At 56.8% G+C, this 17763-nt stretch carries 17 protein-coding genes and 1 pseudogene; 5 read left to right on the top strand and 13 right to left on the bottom strand.

Annotated elements, in window-relative coordinates; all coding sequences use genetic code 11:
* The first annotated feature begins 333 nt into the window (after positions 1 to 333).
* From exaC to H4I92_RS02155, 3 genes are read left to right on the top strand one after another with little or no spacing between them, the layout of a single operon-like run.
* Complete coding sequence (gene exaC, locus H4I92_RS02165) at positions 334 to 1854, top strand: acetaldehyde dehydrogenase ExaC (RefSeq protein WP_077529001.1); 1521 nt, start codon at positions 334 to 336, stop codon at positions 1852 to 1854.
* 60 nt (positions 1855 to 1914) lie between these two features.
* Complete coding sequence (gene adhP / locus H4I92_RS02160; protein ID WP_077529000.1) at positions 1915 to 2943, top strand: alcohol dehydrogenase AdhP; 1029 nt, start codon at positions 1915 to 1917, stop codon at positions 2941 to 2943.
* Positions 2944 to 2999: 56 nt separating this feature from the next.
* Positions 3000 to 3347: a DUF779 domain-containing protein gene (locus tag H4I92_RS02155; protein ID WP_077528999.1), complete on the top strand. Its 348-nt coding sequence runs from the start codon at positions 3000 to 3002 to the stop codon at positions 3345 to 3347.
* A gap of 26 nt (positions 3348 to 3373) precedes the next feature.
* Here H4I92_RS02155 and H4I92_RS02150 read toward each other — a convergent pair whose 3' ends face one another.
* The 8 genes from H4I92_RS02150 to paaF form a co-directional block, all read right to left on the bottom strand.
* Positions 3374 to 4423: a hypothetical protein gene (locus tag H4I92_RS02150; protein ID WP_143512572.1), complete on the bottom strand. Its 1050-nt coding sequence runs from the start codon at positions 4421 to 4423 to the stop codon at positions 3374 to 3376.
* A 534-nt stretch (positions 4424 to 4957) separates the two neighbouring features.
* Positions 4958 to 6181, bottom strand: coding sequence for a DcaP family trimeric outer membrane transporter (locus H4I92_RS02145; protein ID WP_077528997.1), 1224 nt, complete (start codon positions 6179 to 6181; stop codon positions 4958 to 4960).
* A 257-nt stretch (positions 6182 to 6438) separates the two neighbouring features.
* The gene (paaK, locus tag H4I92_RS02140) at positions 6439 to 7740 is read right to left on the bottom strand and encodes a phenylacetate--CoA ligase PaaK (RefSeq protein ID WP_077528996.1); all 1302 of its coding nucleotides are present in this window, start codon (positions 7738 to 7740) and stop codon (positions 6439 to 6441) included.
* Positions 7741 to 7798: 58 nt separating this feature from the next.
* The gene (pcaF, locus tag H4I92_RS02135; protein WP_077528995.1) at positions 7799 to 9043 is read right to left on the bottom strand and encodes a 3-oxoadipyl-CoA thiolase; all 1245 of its coding nucleotides are present in this window, start codon (positions 9041 to 9043) and stop codon (positions 7799 to 7801) included.
* A complete protein-coding gene (gene paaI, locus H4I92_RS02130) occupies positions 9040 to 9486 on the bottom strand; it encodes a hydroxyphenylacetyl-CoA thioesterase PaaI (protein WP_077528994.1) in 447 nt (148 codons plus the stop codon). Before paaI ends, pcaF begins: the two co-directional genes overlap by 4 nt.
* A complete protein-coding gene (paaH, locus tag H4I92_RS02125) occupies positions 9483 to 11003 on the bottom strand; it encodes a 3-hydroxyacyl-CoA dehydrogenase PaaH (RefSeq protein WP_077528993.1) in 1521 nt (506 codons plus the stop codon). Before paaH ends, paaI begins: the two co-directional genes overlap by 4 nt.
* 3 nt (positions 11004 to 11006) lie before the next feature.
* Positions 11007 to 11798 carry a 2-(1,2-epoxy-1,2-dihydrophenyl)acetyl-CoA isomerase PaaG gene (gene paaG / locus H4I92_RS02120; protein WP_077528992.1) on the bottom strand — a complete coding sequence of 264 codons (792 nt, stop codon included), beginning with the start codon at positions 11796 to 11798 and terminating at the stop codon, positions 11007 to 11009.
* A 53-nt stretch (positions 11799 to 11851) separates the two neighbouring features.
* Positions 11852 to 12625 carry a 2,3-dehydroadipyl-CoA hydratase PaaF gene (gene paaF, locus H4I92_RS02115; protein WP_077528991.1) on the bottom strand — a complete coding sequence of 258 codons (774 nt, stop codon included), beginning with the start codon at positions 12623 to 12625 and terminating at the stop codon, positions 11852 to 11854.
* Positions 12626 to 12985: 360 nt separating this feature from the next.
* Here paaF and H4I92_RS02110 point away from each other — a divergent pair, with 360 nt between their 5' ends.
* Positions 12986 to 13579 (top strand): phenylacetic acid degradation protein PaaY, encoded by a 594-nt coding sequence (locus H4I92_RS02110; protein WP_077528990.1) that lies wholly within the window; start codon positions 12986 to 12988, stop codon positions 13577 to 13579.
* A gap of 377 nt (positions 13580 to 13956) precedes the next feature.
* A complete protein-coding gene (gene paaX / locus H4I92_RS02105) occupies positions 13957 to 14922 on the top strand; it encodes a phenylacetic acid degradation operon negative regulatory protein PaaX (RefSeq protein WP_077528989.1) in 966 nt (321 codons plus the stop codon).
* Between the two features lie 43 nt (positions 14923 to 14965).
* Here the strand turns inward: paaX and H4I92_RS02100 are convergent, their stop codons facing one another.
* The 5 genes and pseudogenes from H4I92_RS02100 to tnpA all read right to left on the bottom strand — a co-directional run bounded on the left by H4I92_RS02100 (position 14966) and on the right by tnpA (position 17472).
* Positions 14966 to 15235 carry a hypothetical protein gene (locus tag H4I92_RS02100; RefSeq protein WP_077528988.1) on the bottom strand — a complete coding sequence of 90 codons (270 nt, stop codon included), beginning with the start codon at positions 15233 to 15235 and terminating at the stop codon, positions 14966 to 14968.
* Positions 15225 to 15383, bottom strand: a complete 159-nt coding sequence (locus H4I92_RS16790; RefSeq protein WP_245800836.1) for a hypothetical protein — start codon at positions 15381 to 15383, stop codon at positions 15225 to 15227. The genes H4I92_RS02100 and H4I92_RS16790 overlap by 11 nt, the downstream gene beginning before the upstream one ends.
* Before the next feature lie 39 nt (positions 15384 to 15422).
* Positions 15423 to 16719, bottom strand: a pseudogene (gene tnpC / locus H4I92_RS02095) (IS66 family transposase); the annotation flags it as partial.
* A gap of 121 nt (positions 16720 to 16840) precedes the next feature.
* Positions 16841 to 17185 carry an IS66 family insertion sequence element accessory protein TnpB gene (gene tnpB, locus H4I92_RS02090; RefSeq protein ID WP_077528987.1) on the bottom strand — a complete coding sequence of 115 codons (345 nt, stop codon included), beginning with the start codon at positions 17183 to 17185 and terminating at the stop codon, positions 16841 to 16843.
* Positions 17182 to 17472 (bottom strand): IS66 family insertion sequence element accessory protein TnpA, encoded by a 291-nt coding sequence (gene tnpA, locus H4I92_RS02085; RefSeq protein ID WP_077528986.1) that lies wholly within the window; start codon positions 17470 to 17472, stop codon positions 17182 to 17184. Before tnpA ends, tnpB begins: the two co-directional genes overlap by 4 nt.
* Between the last annotated feature and the right edge of the window lie 291 nt (positions 17473 to 17763).

The raw sequence follows: 17763 nt of genomic DNA, 5'->3' as shown, positions 1-17763 counted from the left end.
AGCGCTGCCATGAGCGCCCCACGCCGTCGGCGACACCGGCCGGCGGATCAGCACCCTCAAGCAAACGGGTTCGCAACTGATCGGAGCTCCACTGGTCCATATAACGACGGCGACCCATCGCACTCTTCCTGTGTTGCACCTTGCAGCGTACTGTTGCAGTTTGCCACGTTGCAACCACCCAATGCGACTTTTCGCCGTCAAAATCTCCTTCCCTATAAAAGCCCTGAAATCAGAAATCTAACCATAAAGAAGGACTCTGGTCCGATTCTTGCCACGACTGTTGTGCAGTACGAGGTACTGCATGACACCAACAAAAAGGCAGGAGGACAGATCATGATCTATGCCGCACCTGGCAGCTCCGATGCAATCATCAATTATCAAGATCAGTACGAAAACTTCATTGGGGGCGACTGGAAGGCTCCCGTCGATGGCGAGTATTTCGATAACCCTACGCCCGTCACTGGACAGACGTTCTGTCGCGTTCCACGCTCCAAAGCAGCCGATATCGAGCTGGCTCTGGACGCGGCCCATGCCGCCAAGGAAACCTGGGGCTCAAGGCCAGTCGCTGAGCGCGCCGTAATACTCAACCGCATTGCCGATTGCATGGAGCAAAACCTAGAAAAGATCGCCGTTGCGGAAAGCTGGGACAACGGCAAACCAGTACGAGAGACGCTGGCCGCAGATATCCCGCTGGCGATTGATCATTTCCGCTACTTCGCTGGAGTCATCCGTGCGCAGGAAGGGACCATCGGTGAGCTCGACAACGACACGGTGGCCTACCACTTTCACGAACCTCTTGGAGTCGTTGGTCAGATTATTCCTTGGAATTTCCCGATCTTAATGGCCACTTGGAAGATCGCGCCGGCACTTGCAGCGGGTAACTGCATCGTGCTCAAGCCTGCAGAGCAGACACCGGCGAGCATTTTGGTATTGCTCGAGATGATCGCGGATCTGCTGCCGGCCGGCGTTCTCAACGTGGTCAACGGCTTTGGCGCAGAGGCCGGCAAGGCTCTTGCGTCCAACCCTCGTATCGCCAAGATCGCCTTCACGGGTGAAACGACGACAGGGCGGCTGATCATGCAGTACGCCTCGGAGAATATCATCCCGGTTACTCTGGAGCTGGGCGGCAAGTCTCCCAATGTCTTTTTCGAGGACTGCTTTGCCGAGGACGATGGATTCCGCGAGAAATCTCTTGAGGGCTTCTCCATGTTCGCCCTCAACCAGGGCGAGGTCTGCACCTGCCCGTCACGTGCGCTTGTCCAGAAGTCGTTCTATGGCGACTTTATGGATGCTGCCCTGGACCGAGTCGGACGGATAAAAACCGGCAATCCACTCGACACCGAAACCATGGTCGGTGCTCAGGCCTCGCGCGATCAGCTCGAAAAAATCCTCGCCTACCTTGATATTGGTCGCCAAGAGGGTGCCAAAGTACTTACTGGTGGTGAACAGCTGCAGCCAGAAGGCGACCTTGCCGGCGGCTTCTATATCCAGCCAACAGTGTTTGAAGGCAGAAACAGCATGCGGATATTCCAGGAAGAGATCTTTGGCCCCGTCGTTTCGGTCACAGATTTCACCGACATGGATAACGCTCTCGATATTGCCAATGACACGCTTTACGGCTTGGGCGCTGGCGTCTGGTCACGCAGTGCCCATACCACCTACCGGATGGGACGCGGCATCCAGGCGGGCCGAGTCTGGACCAACTGCTACCATCTGTACCCCGCGCATGCGGCCTTCGGTGGCTACAAGCAATCGGGCATCGGTCGCGAGAACCATCAGATGATGCTGGCACATTACCAGCAGACGAAGAACCTGCTCGTGAGCTACAGCCAAACTCCCATGGGCTTATTCTGATCTCACTCCAGGCGGCGTTCGTGTCGCCTTACACGTCCCATACGAAATGAGGAGAGAACAATGACAGAGATGATGAAGGCCGCACTCGTACGCGATTTCGGTCAGCCCCTCGTGATTGACGAAACGCCTGTACCACGCCCCGGGCAAGGTGAAGTGCTGGTGAAGGTGGCCGCCTCCGGTGTCTGCCACACTGACCTGCATGCCGCTGAAGGCGACTGGCCCGTGAAACCGATACTGCCGCTGATTCCAGGCCATGAGGCCGTCGGCCATGTCGCCGCGATTGGCGGCGGTGTCAATCATGTGCGTGAAGGTGATCGGGTCGGCGTACCTTGGCTTTACGATGCCTGCGGTCACTGCGAGCACTGTCTCGGAGGCTGGGAAACTCTGTGTGAGTCACAGAACAATACCGGCTACTCGGTTCAGGGCGGCTACGCTGACTATGTAATTGCCGATGCCGAGTACGTGGGCCACCTGCCGGACAAGCTCGGCTTCCTTGAGGCGGCGCCCATCCTGTGCGCAGGGGTTACCACCTATAAGGGCCTAAAGGTGACCGATACCCGGCCCGGGCAATGGGTTGCCATTTCGGGTATCGGTGGTCTAGGCCACGTTGCGGTGCAGTATGCAAAAGCTATGGGAATGCACGTTGCGGCAGTCGATATAGCACCCGAGAAGCTGGAGCTCGCCCGCCAGCTTGGCGCCGAGATCACAATCAATGCAAAAGAAGAGGATCCAGGGCAGCGCCTCAAGTCGGAAATAGGAGGTGCTCACGGCGTACTGGTCACCGCCGTCTCGAATGCGGCGTTCAGCCAGGCTCTGGGCATGGTCCGGCGGGGCGGCACGGTGGCGCTCAACGGCCTGCCTCCGGGGGACTTTCCGCTGCCCATCTTCGACCTGGTGCTCAACGGCATCACCGTACGGGGCTCCATTGTCGGAACAAGGCTGGATCTCCAGGAGTCACTGGCGTTTGCCGGTGAAGGTCTGGTCATGCCTACGGTGACCAAGCGCAGCATTGATGAAATCAACACAATCTTCGATGAGATGCGCCAGGGCCAGATCGAGGGGCGCATGGTGCTCGACATGGGGTGCTGACTCTGCAGTCATTGCGGCCAGCCTTGCGCTGGCCGCCCACCAATTGGAGAACAGTCATGACGGAAGCCACAATCAGGGTCTCAGCTACCCCTGAAGCTGAGTCCCTTATCCATGAGCTGCACAACCGGCACGGTCCACTTATCTTCCACCAGTCGGGCGGTTGCTGTGACGGCAGCGCCCCGATGTGCTACCCGCATGAGGAGTTCCGCGTCGGTGTTCACGACGTTTACCTCGGCACTATCGCTGGCGAGCCTTTCTACATCGGCGGTGAGCAGTACAAACGGTGGGCGCACACCAACCTCATCATCGATGTTGTAGAAGGCCGTGGTGCCGGTTTTTCACTGGAGGCGCCAGAGGGTAAGCGCTTTATCACGCGCTCCGAGGTGCATGTAGCACCAGACTGACTACCGGCGCCGACGTGAGCCGTTTCCTAGCCAGCTCCCAGATATAAAAAGAGCGCAGCGTACATCACCGACAGGACAAGCACCGTAAAGACACCATTCCAGATGATCCCAAACCGTAAAGGCTCGGTGCCTGCGTACCCTGAAATGAAGCGAAGAGAGGCGGTGAACGGCGAAACGCCCGCAAAAAGAGACCAGGTGATGGCAATTACGGAGGCCTGGACCATGGGTGGGATAGCGATCTCTGGCATGTTCTGGATAACCCCCAGCAGAACGGTCACCGTCACGATCGCGCTGATGCCTACGAATGAAAAAGCCAGGATGAGCAGCGAGACCAGGACCATCAGTCCGGCCCCGCCAATATGCAGCATGTTCAACCACTGGCTTACATGTTCCGGGTCAATCAATGGGATCAGAACTACGCCAATAAAGCCCGAGGATGCAAACAGGGTCACCTCATTGCGCTGCCCCGTGAACGTACGCGGAAAGGACCTCAACAGCCGTCGCACTACAAGGCGGCAGGCGGTCCAGAAGCCAGCCCGGCGATACTGGAGACCGATCCAAGTTGTTCCGATCACAGGCGCGCAGATCAGAAGGGCCGCAAACAGGTCAAACCCTGTCCCCCTAGAAACGACGAAGGCAATGATCGGAAACAGGGCGACAAGGGCAACCAGTGGAATCAGACGCCTGAGCGACCCACCCTGGCCGTAGCCCAGGTTGCGACGCGGATATGAAAACCTGTCCAGTACCGCACCCAGCAGGATAAAGAGCGCTGACCACAGCAGTCCCAATGGCGCGTATTCCTCCCAGGTCAGCTCCGGAATCCCGGAGAGCACCAGCAGCATAGTGACGGATGTCGGGGTCCAGATAAGGGCACTGCTGAACCCCCGGAGGGTCGCGGTCAGCATCCGTTTGAGCCGGATGCCGGCTATTCGCTGCGCCTCTTCCGTGAGCCCCGGTTTAATACCGCGACGCACCATGTTACCCAGCACATTCAGTGAACCAACGTTCAACATTACACCAAACAGCTGCGCCCCAACGGACATAAGCAGGTACCGCCGGCCCGGCGGCTGATCCACCAACACCTCCCCGCACTCTCGCACCAAACGAGAGGTGCTGGCGGACTCACGCAGGACCGCCAGGGATGTCAGGAAAAGAGCGAAAAACGCTGCTCGATCAATGGCCTCGACCAGCTCCGGAACCGCCAGGCGCTCACTGCCCCAGAGGCCGCCCCCCAGCCCACACGCAAGAAAAAAGAACCCACGATAGACTCGAGTGATGCCACTCCACTGCAGCCCCACGAAACCGACCAGGCTGAAAGCGGACAGAATGCTCCAGGCTAAGCTCGCTCCCGCTTCTCGTAAAAGCGCACAGACGCAGGCGGTCAGGAGGAGAGTTGTCGCAAGAGGGAGTCGTAGGGAATACAAGAAGTGCTCGTACTACTGGAAGACGGCCGATGCATTAAAATATCACGGGCATTCTATCCTTAGAATGCGACATTTTAGGCGTGCAACAACTGAGATGCCAGGAGGGTCTGGCAGGTGAGCAAAATCGATCGATAAACCGGAACGGAGCGGGTGGAGGTCGGTAAGACCTCCACCGCCTCAGACTTCTCAGAAACTGTATTTGGCTGAGAATTGCAGTCGAGACTGACTTCCATCGGTGTCATCAACAAGTGTACGCTCACCATGTTTAACTTCGGCACCAAACGTCAAAGCAGGAGCTGGCGAGTACATTATATTGGCGGTACCACTCCAGGATGTCTCAGACATTTTCTGCCCCTCAACGTCAGCGTCTTCCATGCCGAACCCAACATTGGTGCGCCAATGCTTGTTAATTCGATGCGCAATACCGAGGTTGAAGCCAACATGATCAACAGCCTCCATTCCAGAGCCGTCACTTGCAACGACCACATCAGGTGCAAAAGCCAAGCCGCTGTAACGCCCGACACCACTGCCCCCCAATGCCATGAACTTGAAATCCGTTGCCTCGCTCAGCTGAACATTGCCTGAGACTCCCAGACCATACCCACTCTCGGTTTCATCCAACGTCGGCGTGCTCTGTGTAAACGGCTCGTTGTTAATCGTTCCATCCACTTTCAATTGACGAACAATACCAACCAGCGCGAGTTGCGAATCCTGTCCCATCATGGAATAGCGTACAACCACATCCGGCAGGATACTGTCGGTTACTTCTACGTTGGAGCTTATAACCGAGGTGTTAGCCCCTTCTACTTGAGCCGTTGTCGTAGGATTCTCCAGACTAACCGCCCAGGGGCCATTCTCGTAACGAATCTGCGGTTGCCTCGGTGTTGGAACGCCCTCCGAGACGGAGAAAAAGTTCAGCGTCTCAAGCATAGCCGGGCCAAATAGCGCATTACTCCATGTCTGTCCAAAGCCCCAATTTCCATACTCAAAATAAGCGTGGCGAAGATTGACCGCCGCGCGATTCGTCGTCGACGTCCCATTCAGGAGTTCTCTTGCAGGACCGAAATCCATCTCCACAAAGCCAGTAAGATCGGTACCCGTTCCTAGGTCAGTCACTGTATTGATAGAGAATCGGGATTGTCTGGCATGCATTGTGAGGCTTTCGTTACTGTCGCCGCCCCCCACTGGGGTTGTGGACGGCACATAGAAATCACGCAGTGAATCAGCAGCTAGTTTACCATCACTGGTTCGGGTAGCGATTGTATCGAGTTTTATGTAGCCACCGATGGTAAAGTTGGTATTACCAACCTGAAAGCCTTCATCTTGTCCAGCTGCTTGCAGTGGCAGCAATGCGCCAAAACCAAATGTCATGGCGAAAATGCTCGTGGAGATTTTTGTTTTCTTATACATGATTCTTTCCTTCTACGATTATTTGGAAACTGCCACGCAAAGAACAGCATAAGAATATGCTCCAAGACGTGGCCTTTGTTACTGAACCAAACAGCACCGAATCTTTTTTATATCTTTGAAAGCAATCGGCCGTCGGCCGACTTTTAAAAGCCTCCTTCCCAGTTGAACATTTTGTTGTTCATTATCATTTGCCCTTTCATCCAACCGCTTGAACTCACCTTGGCTCGCGCAACAGATGGCCGGTTGTGCCTCGTTTCCTAGCGGCGGTCAAACACGTGCTTCGCCTTACCTTCAGAGCGGGCCAGGGAACCGGCATCCTGCACCTCGACACGAGTGCTGATACCGATATAGGACTTGATGTGATGGGCCAGCTCACGGGCGGCGTTATCTCGCAGATCTTCCCCCGAAGCGTTGAACCGGAGTTCCGCGCGGACATCAACGCAATCGAGGTTGCCTTCCTTGTAGACCTCAATTTCGTAGTGAGGGGCAAGTGGCTCGCACTTGAGCACCTGCTCCTCGATCTGGCTAGGGAAAACGTTGACTCCACGGATAATCAACATGTCATCACTACGCCCCGTAATCTTGTCGATTCGACGCATTGGCCTTGCTGTACCCGGCAGCAGACGGGTCAGATCACGGGTCCTGTACCGCAGAACAGGCAGTGCGACCTTGGTCAACGAGGTGAACACCAGTTCGCCATATTCCCCATCGGGCAATACTTCACCAGTTTCCGGATTGATGATTTCCGGATAAAAATGATCTTCCCAGATGGTTGGACCGTCTTTCGTTTCAATACACTCCATGCCGACACCTGGGCCCATAACCTCAGACAGACCGTAGATATCGAGAACCTGGATGCCGAGGCGCTCTTCAATCTCGGTACGCATGGAATTTGTCCAGGGCTCGGCTCCGAAGATGCCAAGACGCAGCGGGAGCTTGTGTGGGTCGACGCCCTGACGATCAAGCTCATCGGCAATGTTCAGCATATAGGAAGGCGTAACCATGATGATGTCGGGTTCGAAATCCTGAATCAGCTGGACCTGCCTTTCCGTCTGGCCACCGGACATTGGAATGACGGTGCACCCCAGACGTTCAGCGCCGTAGTGAGCACCGAGACCGCCTGTGAACAGCCCATAACCATAGGATATATGAGCTTTATCGCCTGCGTGGCCGCCTCCGGCACGGATGGAACGTGCAACAACGTCCGCCCACATGTTGATGTCGCCTTGGGTATAACCAACAACTGTCGGCTTGCCGGTAGTGCCACTTGAGGCGTGGATTCGCACCACGTCAGACATGGACGTTGCAAACATGCCGTACGGGTAGTTATCCCGCAGGTCCGATTTGGTTGTAAAAGGCACCTTGGCCAGATCATCGAGACAGTTGACATCCATCGGCTTAAGCCCGATTTCGTCAAAGGCCTTGCGGTAAAATGGTACGTTGGTATAGGCATGCATTAGACTCCAACGGAGGCGTTGAATCTGTTCATGCCGGAGCTCATCGATGGAAGCGGTCTCCATCCGGTCGAGTTTGCCGATCTTGCTGAGTGGTAAGCTCATGAGTCTGTCCTGCGCTTTCTTGTATTGTGTTGTTTTGTCTACAGACTTGGCGGCAACCTCAGGTTACCGGGTCTGTACGTTCAATAATCATCGCGATACCCTGACCAACGCCGATACACATGGTGCATAGAGCATAACGAGCGCTAACCCCACTTCTGTGGCGACGCTCCAGTTCGTACAGAGCCGTCGTGACCAGGCGAGCACCGCTCATTCCCAAGGGGTGTCCGAACGCAATCGCGCCACCGTTAGGGTTTACGTGCTCAGCATCATCTGCCAACCCAAGGTCACGGGTTACCGCTAGAGCCTGGGCAGCGAACGCCTCATTCAGTTCAACGACGTCCATATCGGCTAACGAAAGTCCGGCGGTCGCGAGCACTTTGCGCGTAGCTGGAGCAGGTCCAAAGCCCATTATCCTCGGCTCAACGCCGGCGGTAGCCATTGCCACAACCCGGGCGCGGGGAGTCAGGTTCTGTTGCCTTAGAGCATCAGCCCCAGCCATCAGGAGTGCGCATGCACCATCGTTCACGCCAGAGGCATTGCCTGCGGTCACAGTCCCGTTTTCCCGGAAAGGGGTTGGCAGCGCCCCCAGCTTTTCAAGACTGGTTTCCCGGGGATGCTCGTCAGAATCGACGATCAGTGGATCCTGTTTACGACGGGGGACGCTCACCGGTGTGATTTCGGCGGCCAGCCGACCGTCTTTCTGGGCGGCAGCAGCACGCTGCTGGCTGCGCAGCGCAAAAGCATCCTGATCCTCGCGGGAAATGCCAAAATCAGCGGCTACATTCTCCGCCGTCTCAGGCATCGAATCGATTCCGTACTGCTCTTTCAGGACCGGATTTACAAAACGCCAGCCGATGGTTGTGTCATACAGCTCCGCACTGCGACTGAACGCTGACTCAGCCTTGCCCATAACGAACGGAGCCCGTGACATGGACTCGACACCGCCGGCTATCATCAGCTGAGCCTCGCCAGTGCGGATGGCTCGTGCAGCGCTACCAATAGCATCCATCCCGGAACCGCAAAGGCGGTTGATGGTGCTCCCGGGAACATCCGCCGGCAGCCCTGCCAGCAGCAACGACATTCGGGCAACATTCCGATTGTCTTCACCTGCCTGGTTGGCACAGCCATAGAGCGCATCATCGATCGAAGACCAATCCAGTTCCGGGTGGCGCTCGGTCAACACCCTGATCGGGGTAGCCGCCAGATCGTCGGCACGCACGCCGGAAAGCGCACCACCATAACGACCAACAGGTGTGCGGATGGCGTCAACGATATAAGCGTCCTTGAGAAGAGTCGCACTCATGACTGTTCCTCCGAATCAATAACTGAGCCACGCACCTGGTAGGATTTGCCGCGGAAAAGGGCCACCGTTCCACCATCCTGGTTAGTCAGAGTGATGTCATAGACACCGGTTCTTCCGCCGCGCGATCGCTCCTCAGCTGTCGCGATCAACCTGTCGCCGAGGCTGGCCCCATACACATAGTCAATGCTGCAACCAGAAGCGACGGTTCTCTTGTCATAGGTGTTGCAACTGAAAGCGAACGCTGAGTCGGCCAAAGTGAACAGGTAGCCTCCGTGACAAGAGCCGTGCCCTTGAATCATATCTTCGGTAACCGTCATACTTAGCTCCGCCCGACCCGGCGCTACAGATTCGATCTTCATGCCCAGCTTCTGGCTAGCTTGATCTTGCTCAAACATCGCTTGCGCGCAGCGCTCAGCGAGTTGTTGTGGGTCGATTTCACTCATGTGTAAAAGCCCTTTTCCGCGTAATGGTTTTGTCGCAGGAACAGTGCTGGTCGGTAGCGATCTTCCCCGTAACTGTTCTGGACGTTGGTGAGCACCTCAAAGACCAAGCTGTTGCCAAGACGGTCACTCCAGCTCAGCGGTCCGTCCGGGTAATTCAGTCCCGCCTTCATTGCCAGATCGATGTCTTCCTTGGTCGCAACGCCATGAAGTGACGCATCCGCAGCCTGGCTTGCCAGCATCGCGACTGTGCGCATAACTACAAGCCCAGGACGATCCTCAATTACACTCACCGCAATACCCGCCTTCTGAAGCAATGCACAGGCATCGGTTCGCGCTTTATCGTGGGCCTGATCGGCGATACCCACGGCGAGTCTGGTTGTGTTGGTGAAATCGAAGGCCAGATCGAACAGCACCAGATTCGGAGTGCCTTCAGAATTGGCGCGCTCTGTTGCCATACGCCCGTCAGTAAGTGCCAGAACCGCGTCCCCAAAGCGAAGCTGACCCGGCCCATCGCGCTCGATGACGTCAACGCCGGCATCACGAAGGCGCTCAACCAACGCGGCTGCCGGCCCCAGCAGACCTTCAACAATCAGCTGGGTTTCATCGCTTTCGTGGGCAGGTTCGGTGTTGGGTTCCGAAGGCTTGCTGTTGTCGTCATAACAGTAGAATCCCAGACCACTTTTGCGCCCGAAACGACCTGCCTCAACGAGTTCTTTCTGAATCAGCGAAGGCAGAAAGCGGGTATCCTGGTAGTAGGCGTCAAAAACCGAGGTTGTCACCGCGTAGTTGACGTCGTGCCCTATCAAGTCCGTCAGTTCAAACGGGCCCATACGGAAGCCGCCCGCTTCCCGGATAATGGCATCAAGGGTTGCCGGGTCAGCGGCCTGCTCCTGAAGCAAACGGAAGCTTTCGGCATAGAACGGCCGCGCCACCCGATTGACAATGAAACCCGGTGTGGATGTCGCGAATACAGGCTTCTTCCCCCATTTGGCCGCCGTAGCATGCACTGTGTCCGCCACGCCATCATCCGTCGCCAGGCCTTTAACCACCTCAACCAATGCCATCAAAGGCGCAGGGTTGAAGAAGTGCATCCCAACAAGCCGCTCAGGGTGGTCTAGTTTCGAACCCAGCGCGGTCACTGAGATAGAGGAGGTGTTGGTAGCAAGAATGGTGTCGTCGCCGCATAGCTGCTCCAGTTCACACAGCAACATGTGCTTGATCTCAAGGTCCTCAATAATGGCCTCAATGACCATGCCGCTGTTTGACAGTTGCGAAAGCGTGCTAACCGGCTGAATCCGATCAACGATGGCGTCAACCGCCTGCTGCTCCATTTTGCCCTTATCCACCCGCCGCTGGAGCTGTTTCGCGACGCCGTCGCGCCCGGCAGCAGCAGCCCCTTCACGCTGATCATGAAGGTGGACCCTATGGCCCGCTTGGGCCGCTACCTGGGCGATGCCGGCACCCATGGCACCAGCACCAATGACACCGACCGTAATTTGGGTATCGAGTGCCTGCATCGGTTATTTCCCCTTGAACGAAGGCGTACGTTTTTCCATGAAGGCGGCAGCACCCTCCTGGTAGTCCTCAGAACGGCCCGCTATGCGCTGGAGGTCACGCTCGAGGTTCAGGTGCTGCTCAAACGAATTGTCGGCACTGGCGTGCAGGGCGCGTTTGATCAGGGCGAGGCCCTTGGTAGGTTGGCTGGCGAAATGGCGTGCCATTTCATGGGTTTCATCCATCAGCGCTTCGTCATCAACACAGCGCCAGATCATGCCCCAGTCCTCAGCCTGCTTTGCGCTGATCTTGTCGCCCAGCATAGCTATGCCTTTAGCGCGCGCCATCCCAACAACCCGGGGTAAGGTCCAGGTACCGCCGGAATCTGGAACAAGGCCCAACTTGCAAAATACCTCCACAAAGCTCGCTGAACGCGCTGCCAGAGTGATGTCACAGGCCAACGCGATGTTCGCTCCCGCCCCGGCGGCCACGCCATTCACCGCACACACAACTGGCATCGGAAGGTCGCGCAGGCTGCGTACCAGCGGGTTGTAGTTGTTCTCCAGGGATTCCCCCAGATCAGGCGTTTCCTGCCCGGGTGCCACAGCTCGGTCACCAAGGTCCTGACCAGCGCAGAAACCGCGCCCCGCCCCAGTGATAACCAATACACGCACTTTGCTGTCTTTACGCACCTGGCTGATGGCCTCGCGCATCTGCTGGTGCATCTCTGTATTGAAGCTGTTCAGACTGTCCGGGCGGTTAAGGGTAAGCAGAGCCACGCCCTGATCGATTTCTAGAAGAATACTCGGCTGAGTCATGGCGTTGTCCTATCGATAAAATAAAGGATGAGTTCCGGGCGGCTGGCCTAGGCCTATTGCCCCGTGAATCGCGGTTTGCGTTTCTCCCGGAATGCCGCAAGTCCCTCCTGACGATCCGCCGTGCCGGCAAGGATCGTGAAGGCGTGTCGCTCAAATCGCTGACCATCGGCAAGACTCATATCATTCGCCTTGCGCACCGATTCTTTGGTCAGACGCACAGCGATAGGCGCCTTACTGGCTATGGAGTGTCCAATCTGGATAGCTCTCTCGAGAGTCAGCTCCGGCTGACAGATTTCGCTGATCAGGCCAGCCTGAAGGGCGCGTTTTGCATCAATGGGCTCGCCAGTGAGAGCCATATGCATGGCAAGGGATTCACCAACTTTGCGTACCAGCCTCTGGGTACCGCCGGCTCCGGGCATGATGCCGAGGTTGATCTCTGGTTGGCCGAATCGGGCATTTTCGCCTGCAATCATGATGTCAGCGTGCATGGCCAATTCGCAGCCACCACCAAGCGCGAACCCATTGATGGCAGCGATCATGGGTTTCGTAAAACGAGCAATTCGTTCCCAGTGCGCAACGCGCGGATCTTCGAGAATACCGACGAGATCTCTGGAAGCCATTTCATCCACATCGGCACCAGCCGCAAACGCCTTTTGGCTCCCGGTGAGCACCATCGCCCGAATTTCTGGATCCGCCTCGGCATTGTCCAGCGCCTCGGACAACTCCCCCAGAAGCTCTGTGTTCAAAGCGTTCAGTGCCTCAGGACGGTTCAGTGTCAGAACCTGAACCCCGCTGTCGCGCCCCTCGATGAGCAGGTTATTTGGCATAAGCAGTTCGGTTTGTCTTGTGTTGTTTGCAATGAAAACGAGCCGACCGGGGTTCAGGTGACCAAGCGGCCGCACTGACTTAACCGATCTCAACTCAGTATATCCAACTATTGATACTCGTCAATGGATCACAATGACTGTTTTTGTGTCACATCAAAAGACCTATTCACGATGGTGCTAATTCGTCATTTTTGGCGAATTCTGGGGGCTTGATGACAAAACTTAGCCCCAAAATGCAATTTTAAGGACGTATTCTGGATTGACTTAGGCGTGATGATGTATCGTAATTTCTGTTTCCAAGCACAATCATGAATCATGATTGGCAAACAGATTTTGAACTGACCCAACCTGGAGAACCAGATGCCCAGTTACAGCATCGATGGGGTCAAACCAGTGGTAGACCCAAGTGCATACGTCCACCCCACCGCCACCCTGATCGGCGATGTCTGGGTTGGCCCAGGCTGTTATGTGGGGCCATCAGCGTCATTGCGTGGAGACTTTGGGCGTATCGTTTTGAAAGCTGGTTCCAACGTCCAGGACAGCTGTGTCGCTCACGCATTCCCCGGCAAGGATGTAATCGTGGAAGAGAACGGCCATGTCGGTCACGGTGCCATCATCCATGGATGTACCGTCGGCAAGGACGCAATGGTGGGTATGAATGCGGTGGTCATGGATGATGCAATGGTTGCTCCGCGATCGATCCTGGGTGCCTGCGCCTTTGTGAAAGCGGGATTCTCGTGTGAACCCGGATCACTGATTGTTGGCGCGCCTGCCAAAATCGTGAGAGCCTTGGATGAGGAAGAAATCGCGTGGAAGCGCAAGGGGACTGAAGAATACCAGAACCTTACCGTACGCTGTCTCAACAGCATGCAAGAGTGTCTGCCTCTGGCCGAGGCCGATCCACAACGACCACGATTGCTCAGTAGTGACTATCAGCCAAAGCGGGACTCGTGATCACGCGTACTGGTAACCCCTGCACGCGATCCAGAGCCTGGAGACTTGTGCCACACCAGGCACGGAGCATGACTGAAGCCCATCCGGGTCACGCATGCGGGGTGGATCACCTACTCCTGCCTGTCTATAACCATCGAGAAGTACGTCGACGCCTGATTGCTGTCACGGACAAATACAATACTTAATAGCGACATTGATCACATCTTCTGTATCATAACGACAGAATCAGACACAGACCACGGACCATTCGCATTGGCGATGTAGAAGAATACGCCAGCGCCCCGTCAGATCCTTAAGAAGACGAGGTATAAGCTGACGCTGTCACGCCAAGGGTTTGGCCCATTCGTTTCAATGACTTTCAATCTGCCCTCAGGGTTATGACTGCAAAAAGCCAACTCGATCAACTCGTCAATAACTTCCAGAACAAGCGACCGCTGCGTGCGGGGTCGCTGATCATAACGACCTACGGGGATGCCATCGTCCCACGCGGGGGCCAGGTCTGGCTGGGTAGCCTTATGAAACTGTTGACTCCAATCGGTATTAACCAACGGCTGGTGCGCACCTCCGTGTACCGACTGGTACAGGAGTCTTGGCTACAGGCAGAAAAAGTCGGTCGCTGCAGCTATTACAGCCTTACGGGGCCCGGCCTGCGACGGTTCAAGCATGCCTTTCAGCACGTGTATAACCTGGAGACGGAAGAGTGGAGCGGCAGTTGGTGTCTCGTCTACCTGAACCAACTACCTGCGGAGACCCGTCAACGAGTCAGAGAAGAGCTGAAGTGGCTGAGTTTCGGAAGTATGGCTCCAGGATTGATGGAGCATCCCCGCTTTACCCGTGAAGAGCTCAAACCTCTACTTCAGGAATGGGGTGTATTGGAAGACACCATCGTCATGCAGACCATGCCCATGGAGCAGAAAAGCTCTAGGGCTCTACGCCTACAGGTCCATGAGAGCTGGAATCTCGATGAACTTGGCGGCAGGTACCGTCGTTTTCTGGACCAGTTCAGACCCATCTGGCAGGAGCTACAGTCCGAAGATACCCTCAGCCCCGAGGACTGCTTAATACTGCGGATCCTGATGATCCACGAATATCGTAAGATTCTCCTTCGGGACCCGCTACTCCCCGAAGAATTGCTACCGGGAGACTGGGAAGGCAGGAGTGCAAAACAGCTCTGCCGAAACCTTTACCGTAAGATCTATGCACGCGCCGAGCGGTGGCTCGATGAAACCCTGGAGAATGCCTCCGGACCACTACCGGGTCCCGAAGAAAAGTTCTACAAACGGTTTGGGGGACTGAGGGATTCAGGCACGTTCAGTAATGCTGTCGTGACAGATACAGAGTAAGCGGTCATTCCAAGACGTGGTAGACGCCTCCCAGGCAAGCTGATCACTTCACCTCATTAAGCGGCTTCAGTAATTCCGGCGAGACCTTGTACTGTTTGGTGCCGTCTTCGGCGAGCACGATCACGCTCTTGCGGTTGATCTTGGTGACGATGCCGAACGCCGGTCCCTCGCGAGTCTCGAAGGTCACCTTGAGCCCGACGCGCAGCTGACTCAGCGCCTGCAGGTTCTCCTGCTCTTTGAGTTCATCGATACGCTGGCAGATAGCCTCGTTAAGTTCCAGCAACTGATCGAGGGTCATCTCATCAATGCGCATCGGCGACAGGCTCCGGTTGTCTGTGCAGGTGGCGTGGGTCGATCAGCGAGCGTAGCGGGTTCGCGGCGAAGCGCTCTTTCCAGAGGCGGGGCGTCAGATCGGCCACCTCACGGGCCGGATGCTGGCTGATGCGCTGCAGCACGTCCACCAGATAGGTGTACGGATTGATCTCGTGCAGCTTGCAGGTGCTGATCAGGCTCTGGATGATCCCCAGGTGTTCGGCGCCGAGTTCCGTCCAGCAGAACATCCATTTCTTCTTGCCCATGGGAATGGGACGCAGCGCCCGCTCCAGGTGGTTGGTGTCCGGTTGTACGTCTGGATCTTCCAGGAACACGGTGAGGCTTGCTTCGCGGTTGATGACGTAGTTCACGGCTTTGGTCAACGCATCACTCGGTAACAGGCCGCCTTGCTCCAGCTGGTCCCGGCACCACTGGAAGAACGCGTGGACTGCGGGTTTTGAGTGCGCCAGTCGGTACTGGCGCTTCTTCTCGCCAGAGAACTGTTCAGCGCGGATCGTGCCTTCGTGGTGATACAGTCGGGCGATCCGCTGCAGCGCCTCGGTTGCCTTCTCCGGATGCTCTTTCCGGGCGTCGATGAAGTAACGCCGGGCGTGTACCCAGCACTGGGCATGGGTGACGCCTTCCTGTGCTGCGGTGTAGCGGGCGTAGGCGGCGTAACCGTCGCTGATCAGCGTGCCGGTGAACTGCTCGGTCAGCACCTGTTCGATGTGGCCGCGCCCGCGACTGTTCGAGTAGGTGAACACCATCTCATCGGCATCGCCGTACAGCGGCCAGAACCAGCCGGATTTCATTTTGCCTTTTTGCGAGCCAGCCCGGCCCTGGTGGCCGGCCTTGATCGGCGTCTCGTCCATGGCCAGCACCCGGCTGCGCAGCACATTATCGGTCTGGGTATCCACGATGGGGCGCAGCAGATCGATGGCGCGCTTGACCAGGTTGGTCAGCGCTGCGGCTGACGATGACCCCGGCCTGCTGGATGCGCTGGTGCCGGCGGTACAGCGGCAGGTGGAACTGGAACTTGTCCACCAGCAGCCCGGCCAGCAGGCTGACATCGGCCAGGCTGTTATCGAGCACGTTGGGCGGCGCCGGGGCGGTCACCGGCTTCTCGGTGCCTTTGCAACGGAACACCGGGCGTTCGCACTTGAGCACCACATCGCTGGGCCAGCCGATAAGTGGTCTTACGGCGTCCGGGCCGGTCAGCTCCGGTGGCAGGTGCTCAACGACTTCCACCGGCACATCGGCACTAAAGCGCAGCCCGGTGTCGTTGAGGCAGTCATCGTCGCGCTGCTTTTTGGCGGTGCCGCGTTGGTAAGCCCGGACCGTTCGCTTGTCCTCTTGCGGCCCCTTCTCGGGGACGGGCGCCTCCTCCTGCTGGAACAGGCTATCCTGCCCGGGAAGGTCGTAGACCTGCTTCTCGGATTTGGGGCCGAAAAGCTGCTTCTTGAACCAATCCAGCTGGCGCTGCATCCCCTGAACCTGCTCGCGCAGCAGCGCGTTCTCCTCGGCCTGGGCCGAGTGAGACAGCGGGTTGGAGTCAGGCGTGCAAGCGGTTGATTTCATGAGCGCAATTATACCGAACTCCGGCCGCTTACGCTGCTGAAAAACGCTTGAATCGACGAGCTTTTTCCACCTCGATGCCGTCGATCAGCAGCTGCAGATCCGCCAGGGTCAGAGACCGCTGGCCTGAGGCGGTAGACGCCACCCGGAACTGTCCCTGCTCCAGGCGCTTGGCCCACAGGCAATAGCCGGTGCGACTGAAGTACAGCATCTTCATCTGGATCTTGCGCCGGTTGATGAAGACAAAGTACTGGCCGCTCAATGGATCGTGGTTGAGTTGATTACGCACCAGCGCGCTCAGCCCCCGGAAGGACTTGCGCATGTCGGTGGGCTCGGTGCACAGCCAGATCCGGGCTTGGCTATCGAGCCCGATCATCCGTTCTGGCTCAGCCGCAGTTCAACGCCATTGCCCAGGCTCAGCACGATGTTCCAGCCCGATCCGGAAGATGACGATGTGCCCATCAGCGATGATAGATCCACAAAACCCGCCTCATCGGAACCCGTCGAGTCAGAGACCGGGTCCTCGGACAGACGCTTGCGCCAGTTGCAGAAGCTGGCATAACCGATGTCCTGTTGCTTACAGAACTGCATAGCGGACAGGCCGCTGTCGCGCTGCTGATCAACCAGATCCCGCCATTGTTCAGGAGTGCGGCGTTTGCTCATGGGAGTAACCTCATATTGGAGAATCTGAGGCTACTTTAGGGCGCTATTCGCTGGAGTGGCAGGGTGTCTTAGAATGAACGCTTACAGCAGGAATAGGCTGTGGCAAAGGTCACCACAATGCAGTGTCCTCAAGCTGTTCTCACTGCTCAAAAACGAACAGAACAAGCACTGTTTAGGTAATCCCCCGGAAAACGGCTCGATATGACGTCTTCGGTTACACTGAGATGTTCTATTACCTCGTCAGGCGACAGGCCATCAATGATGACCTATCGCCGATGATTTTCGAGAGAA

The sequence above is a fragment of the Vreelandella halophila genome (assembly GCF_019903425.1).
Taxonomy (GTDB): Bacteria; Pseudomonadota; Gammaproteobacteria; order Pseudomonadales; family Oleiphilaceae; genus Halospina; species Halospina halophila.
Note: the sequence above shows the minus strand (reverse complement) of the source record. Positions and strands in the feature narration are given on the sequence as shown.

Excerpts from the sequence above, each read along its gene's own strand:
- paaK (WP_077528996.1), bottom strand. The coding sequence starts at position 7,740 with ATGAGCTTACCACTCAGCAAGATCGGCAAACTCGACCGGATGGAGACC.
- paaX (WP_077528989.1), top strand. The coding sequence starts at position 13,957 with ATGACTGCAAAAAGCCAACTCGATCAACTCGTCAATAACTTCCAGAAC.
- paaI (WP_077528994.1), bottom strand. The coding sequence starts at position 9,486 with ATGAGTGAAATCGACCCACAACAACTCGCTGAGCGCTGCGCGCAAGCG.
- adhP (WP_077529000.1), top strand. The coding sequence starts at position 1,915 with ATGACAGAGATGATGAAGGCCGCACTCGTACGCGATTTCGGTCAGCCC.
- H4I92_RS02110 (WP_077528990.1), top strand. The coding sequence starts at position 12,986 with ATGCCCAGTTACAGCATCGATGGGGTCAAACCAGTGGTAGACCCAAGT.
- exaC (WP_077529001.1), top strand. The coding sequence starts at position 334 with ATGATCTATGCCGCACCTGGCAGCTCCGATGCAATCATCAATTATCAA.
- pcaF (WP_077528995.1), bottom strand. The coding sequence starts at position 9,043 with ATGAGTGCGACTCTTCTCAAGGACGCTTATATCGTTGACGCCATCCGC.
- tnpA (WP_077528986.1), bottom strand. The coding sequence starts at position 17,472 with ATGAGCAAACGCCGCACTCCTGAACAATGGCGGGATCTGGTTGATCAG.
- paaG (WP_077528992.1), bottom strand. The coding sequence starts at position 11,798 with ATGACTCAGCCGAGTATTCTTCTAGAAATCGATCAGGGCGTGGCTCTG.
- tnpB (WP_077528987.1), bottom strand. The coding sequence starts at position 17,185 with ATGATCGGGCTCGATAGCCAAGCCCGGATCTGGCTGTGCACCGAGCCC.
- H4I92_RS02100 (WP_077528988.1), bottom strand. The coding sequence starts at position 15,235 with ATGCGCATTGATGAGATGACCCTCGATCAGTTGCTGGAACTTAACGAG.
- H4I92_RS02145 (WP_077528997.1), bottom strand. The coding sequence starts at position 6,181 with ATGTATAAGAAAACAAAAATCTCCACGAGCATTTTCGCCATGACATTT.
- paaH (WP_077528993.1), bottom strand. The coding sequence starts at position 11,003 with ATGCAGGCACTCGATACCCAAATTACGGTCGGTGTCATTGGTGCTGGT.
- H4I92_RS02155 (WP_077528999.1), top strand. The coding sequence starts at position 3,000 with ATGACGGAAGCCACAATCAGGGTCTCAGCTACCCCTGAAGCTGAGTCC.
- paaF (WP_077528991.1), bottom strand. The coding sequence starts at position 12,625 with ATGCCAAATAACCTGCTCATCGAGGGGCGCGACAGCGGGGTTCAGGTT.